Source organism: Acidiphilium sp. (genome assembly GCF_049977125.1).
Lineage (GTDB): Bacteria > Pseudomonadota > Alphaproteobacteria > Acetobacterales > Acetobacteraceae > Acidiphilium.
Map to the genome: position 1 here is coordinate 1 of NZ_JBMFGY010000166.1, position 5,442 is coordinate 5,442.

Below are 5,442 nucleotides of genomic sequence, written 5' to 3' on the forward strand. Positions count from 1 at the left end.
TGAGTGCGACGTAGACGGATTTGGTCTCGGTGTAGGCGTCGAGTGCGGTGCGGCTGTTTTCGCGGCCGTAGCCGGATTGTTTCATGCCGCCGAACGGCAGTTCGACCGGGGTGATGTTGTATTGGTTGATCCAGCAGGTGCCGGCTTTGAGGTGGGCGATCATGGTGTGGGCGCGGGCGAGGGTGGTGGTGAACACGGCGGCGGAGAGGCCGTAGGGGGTTGCGTTGGCGCGGGTGATGGCTTCGGCATCGGTATCGAAGAGGAACACCGCCATCACCGGGCCGAAGATTTCCTCCTGGGCGATGCTCATGGTGTCGGTGCAGTCGGCAAAGATGGTGGGTTCGACGAAGCTGCCCTGGGCGAGGCTGCCGGTGGTGCGGCGGGCGCCGCCGGCGACGAGGCGGGCGCCGGCGGCTTTGCCGGCTTCGATGTGGGCGAGCACTTTTACCATGTGCTCCGGCGAGATCAGCGCGCCGATCTGGGTGGCGGGGTCGAGCGGATCGCCGATGGTGAGGGTGCGGGTTTTCGTGATGAGAGCGTCGAGAAACCGGTCGTGGATACTGCGATGGACGAAGACGCGGGTGCCGTTGGAGCAGATTTCACCGGCGGAGTAGAAATTGCCGAGCATGGCGGCGTTGACCGCACTTTCGATGTCGGCGTCGTCGCAGACGATGATGGGGGATTTGCCGCCGAGTTCGAGCGTGACGCGCTTGAGGCTGGCGGCGGCGAGGGCAGCGACGGCTTTGCCGGTGGCGACCGATCCGGTGAGCGAGATCTTGCCGATACCGGGATGTTCGACCAGCGATCGGCCGGTGTCGCCGAGCCCGTTGACCACGTTGAACAGCCCGTCCGGCAAGCCGGCCTGTTGGAAGATGCGCGCGAGTTCGAGCGCGGTGAGCGGGGTTTGCGGCGCGGGTTTGAAGATCACCGCATTGCCGCAGACCAGCGCGGGCGCGGCTTTCCAGCAGGCGATCTGCAACGGGTAGTTCCACGCCCCGATCGCGGCGACCACCCCGATCGGCTCGCGCCTGGTGTAGCCGAACGCCGTTGGGCCGAGATCGATGGCTTCGCCGGCGATGGTCCCGGCCAACCCGCCGAAATACTCCAGGCATTCCGCCCCGGAGATCACATCCACCGCGAGGGTCTCGCTGATCGGCCGCCCGGTATCCTGCGTCTCCAGCCGCGCCAGCATGGCCAGATTGTCCCGCAACAGTGCCGCCGCCCGCAGCAGAATCCGCCCCCGCGCCGCCGCCGGCATCGCCGCCCATTCGACCTGCGCTGCCTGTGCCGCCTGCACCGCCGCATCCACCGTCGCGGCATCCGCGCTTTCGATGATCGCCAGAACGTCCCCGGTCGCCGGGTTGCGATCCTCAAATGTCGTAAGCCCGGGCCGGGACCATTCCCGTCCGCCGATGAAACTGGAACGCGCCTTCATCTCCATTGCAGCCTTGTCTATGGGGTGGTGGTGTCGCGATAGCCGGCGCGCCCCGCCTGGGTCAGCGCCCCGAGGATTTCGGCCGTGCCGCAGCACCCGATGATCCGCCCCTCGGCATGCACCAGCACCGGCCGCCCGGTCTGCTGACGGATTTCGACCACATCCTTGAGCAGATGCCCGGCGGTGATGATGCACACGCTGTCCGGCGGTGCCGCGTCACCCGCGTGATGAACGCCCATCGTCGCCCCGTTGCACCCGAGGCTGCGCACCGCCCCGGCCTGATCCAGCGTGAGTTCGTAGCGATCCCGATCGATGAAATGGTGAACCCCGTCCTGCCGGGTCAATTCATCCAGCGGCCGCATCAGCGACGCCGCGCGGATCGCCGTCAGCGGGTTCATATGCGCGACGAATTCCGCCACATAATCGGTCGCCGGCCGCAGCACGATATCCTCCGGTTTGCCGACCTGAATGACCCGCCCATCCTTCATGATCGCGATCCGGTTGCCGATCTTCAGCGCCTCGTCGAGATCATGGGTGACGAAAATGATCGTCTTTCGTACGCTGCGCTGCAATTGCAGCAATTCGTCCTGCAATTTGTTGCGGATCAGCGGATCGAGCGCCGAAAACGGCTCGTCCATCAGCAGAATATCGGGATCGGTCACCAGCGCCCGCGCCAGCCCCACCCGCTGCTGCATCCCGCCCGACAATTCGCTCGCGTGTTTATCGGCCCATTGCAGCAGCCCGACGCGCTCCAGCCATTCATCGACGCGCACCTTCATCTCCGCCGCCGGCATCTTGCGCAGCTCCAGCCCCAGCTCGACATTGCGCCGCACGGTGCGCCAGGGCAGCAGCGCGAATTGCTGGAACACCATGGAGACCGCCCGGTTGCGCAGGCGGCGCAAAATCGCGGCGGGCGGGTTGGTCATATCGACCAGCTCGTCGCCGTGGCGGATGGTGATGCGGCCGCGGCTGATCGTGTTCAGCCCGTTCAGGGCGCGCAGCACCGTGGTCTTGCCGGAGCCGGACAGGCCCATCAGAACGAAGATCTCGCCTTGTTCGATTTCGAGCGTGACATCGGCGGCGCCGACCACGATTCCGGTCGCGCTGATGATGTCGTTGCGGGATTTGCCGGCGTCGAGTGCGGCGAGGGCGGTCTGCATCCGGGTGCGGGCCGCGCGATCGGCGGCGCCGGGGAAGAGGATGTCCACCGCGTCGAGTTTCGCCGCGAAGCTCATGGTCAGGAGGTTTCCTTCGCGGGGCGGAAGACCCGGTCGAGAATGACCGCGACGATCACGATGGCGAGGCCGGAGGTGAAGCCGCGGCCGATCTGCACGGTCTCCATCGCCTCGACCACCGGTTCACCCAAGCCGCCGGCGCCGACCAGCGCGGCGATCACCACCATCGAGAGGCTCAGCATGATCACCTGGGTCAAGCCCGCCATGATTGTGGGTAATGCCGCGGGGATTTCGACTTTCCAGAGCAGCTCGGCGGGAGTCGCGCCGAAGGCCTGGCCGGCTTCGATCAGGGGGCGGGGGACGTTGCTGATGCCGACATAGGTGAGGCGGATCGGCGTGGGGACGACGAACACGATCGCCGAGATCAGCCCCGGCACGCTGCCGAGGCCGAACAGAACCAGGGTGGGGATGAGATACACGAAGGTCGGCAGGGTCTGCATCATGTCGAGCACCGGGCGGAGCACCCGGTACAGGGCGGGGCGATGGGCGGCGGCGATGCCGATCGGCACGCCGATCGCCATGCAGGCGGCGGTGGCATAGACGATGAGGGAGATCGTTTCCAGCGTATGATCCCAATAGCCCTGGTTGAGGATGAACAGAAGCGAGACGAAGACGAACAGGGCGAGTTTCCAGGATTTTTTGAAAACATAGGTGAGCAGCGCGAAAATCGTGATCAGGATCAGCGGGGGGATCGCGTGCAGGATGGCGGTCGTGGAATCGAGCAGGAAGGCGAGCACGGTGGACAGGGCGTCGAAAAACCCCTGGAAATTGTTTTTGATGAAGTCGATCGCCTCGCGCGACCAGACATTGACTGGAATGGTGTGGCTGGTGATCCAGACCTCGGCAGGGTGCAACAGGGTCATCGACGTCTCCACGACAGAAATACGGTGAGCCGGTCGGTGCCCCCCGCCCCGGTGGCGGGGGCGGGGAGATCGCGGCTCAACCGGCCTTCAGCGCCGCCATCACCGCCTGGGTGCCGGGCTTGCCGTCAATGGTGGTGACGCCGTCCAGCGTGGTGCTGATCCAGGACGGATGCGCCTTCAACCAGGCGGCGGCGACCGCGGAGGCTTTGGCGTGATCGACCTGGACCTTGTACATCATGGCATTCTCGTCCTTCACCGATAATTTGAACTGCTTGAGCAGTTTGCCCGTATTGGCGCATCTTGTGGCGTAGCCGGCCATGGTGTTGATGTAGATGGTGGCCTGGCCCTTGTGCGGGCCGAAATAGGCGTGGCCGCCGGACAGATAGCGGATGTGGAATTGCACGTTCATCGGCTCGGGTTCCCAGCCAAGGAACAGAACCGCCTGTTTTTTGGGGTATTTGCGTGCGACCTCCGACAGCATGCCGGCCTCGCTCGATTGCACCAGATGGAATTTGCCGAGGCCGAATTTATTCGCCTTGATCATGGCCAGGATGTGTTCGTTGCCATCATTGCCCGGTTCGATACCATAGATTGTATTGTCGAGCTGTTTGGCGAATTTATGAATGTCGGCAAAACGGGTCAGGCCCTGTTTATACAGATAATCAGGCACCACCAAGGTGTATTTGGCGCCGGTGAGGTCCGGACCGATCACGTCGATCGCCTTGGTCTTTTCGTAGGGGCCGGAGATTTTATTCATCGAAGGAGTCCAGTCGTCGAGAAAGACATCGATCTTCTTGTCTTTCATGCCGGCATACATGACCTCCTCGGAATAGAGGTTGGTCTTCACCATATAGCCGAGGCCTTCGGCCAGGGTGGTGAACACGGCATCCTGCACCTCATTGTCGGTCCAGCCGATGTTGCCGAGCTTGATGGTCCGACACGCGGCCGGCACCGCAGCAGATGCCAGATGAATGCCAATGGCGGCCGAAGCGATGGATGCTGCGAGCGCCGCGGCAATTGTCGATTTTTTCATGTCACCTCCTGGATGCACAGACGAGACGGATCGATCCGTGCTGATGTTCTGCCCTGGAACGCCGCAGCTTGGGTGCGGTCGGTTGTGCGGTAAGCATCATGATGGTGGCGGTTGCGTCTTGCATGCAAGCGACATCGCCGTTGCACCGGCAGACTTTCCTCTCAATGCGTCAGGAAAGCAACGCCGCGCGAGATTTTGAACCGCACGGCGCCGGACCCCTCACACAAGATACCGATCACCGGCAGACCCTGGGAAAGATCGGTTTTCCTACGCCATCCTGCCGATATTATTACGATAGCGTAACGATTTTTGCGTGCAAATGCGCTGCCCGCCGATCAGCGATTTTTGAAAATCTTGCGATCGGGGATGAAATAATGATTGCCCGGACCAAGCGGCGGCGGAGACGAGGTGATCGGCGGGAATACCACGGCCGGGCGCGGTCGGCGCGGTCGGGGCGCGGCGGGTTTTTCGCGTTTGCGCCGTGGGCGTTGCAGCACCGGCGGCAGCTTCAAACCCAGCAAATGACAGAACGGCCGCAACACCCTGCCCAGCGCCGGATTGATCGCAATCTGCGCCACCACCTCCGGATCAGAAATTACATCGCGCACCAAAGCCTGCACCACCGCCGCCGCCGCACAACTACACGCATCGCCCGGTAACAAACGACGCAACCAGCCGAAATCACGCGGTAATGCCACATCACAACCCGGCCTCGGCGCGGGTTCCCTGCGCGCCCCGGCCCGGTCGCGCGACGGTCGCGCCGGCACCGGACCCCGCGCAAGACTCGCCATGAACCGCGCCGCCAAACGCGCCACCCGCACCCAAATCAACACCACCAACGGCCCCGCCATGCGCCGCGCCCTGCCCTGCGCCGCA

5 protein-coding genes are annotated in these 5,442 nt (G+C 63.8%); all 5 read right to left on the bottom strand.

Annotation, left to right across the window (positions count from 1 at the left end; all coding sequences use genetic code 11):
* The coding region (betB, locus tag ACP5E6_RS15770; RefSeq protein ID WP_427955643.1) for a betaine-aldehyde dehydrogenase at positions 1–1,435 on the bottom strand (1,435 nt) is incomplete at its 3' end.
* A 17-nt stretch (positions 1,436–1,452) separates the two neighbouring features.
* Complete coding sequence (gene choV, locus ACP5E6_RS15775) at positions 1,453–2,670, bottom strand: choline ABC transporter ATP-binding protein (RefSeq protein ID WP_427955646.1); 1,218 nt, start codon at positions 2,668–2,670, stop codon at positions 1,453–1,455.
* 2 nt (positions 2,671–2,672) lie between these two features.
* Positions 2,673–3,533: a choline ABC transporter permease subunit gene (gene choW / locus ACP5E6_RS15780; RefSeq protein WP_427955648.1), complete on the bottom strand. Its 861-nt coding sequence runs from the start codon at positions 3,531–3,533 to the stop codon at positions 2,673–2,675.
* Positions 3,534–3,609: 76 nt separating this feature from the next.
* On the bottom strand, positions 3,610–4,566 hold the full coding sequence (locus ACP5E6_RS15785) for a glycine betaine ABC transporter substrate-binding protein (RefSeq protein ID WP_427955650.1): 957 nt from the start codon (positions 4,564–4,566) through the stop codon (positions 3,610–3,612).
* A 335-nt stretch (positions 4,567–4,901) separates the two neighbouring features.
* Positions 4,902–5,442: hypothetical protein (locus tag ACP5E6_RS15790; protein WP_427955652.1), on the bottom strand; the 541-nt coding region annotated here is incomplete at its 5' end.

Bases quoted from the DNA above. Each gene is read 5' to 3' on its own strand.
- ACP5E6_RS15785 (WP_427955650.1), bottom strand. From the start codon at position 4,566: ATGAAAAAATCGACAATTGCCGCGGCGCTCGCAGCATCCATCGCTTCG.
- choV (WP_427955646.1), bottom strand. From the start codon at position 2,670: ATGAGCTTCGCGGCGAAACTCGACGCGGTGGACATCCTCTTCCCCGGC.
- choW (WP_427955648.1), bottom strand. From the start codon at position 3,533: ATGACCCTGTTGCACCCTGCCGAGGTCTGGATCACCAGCCACACCATT.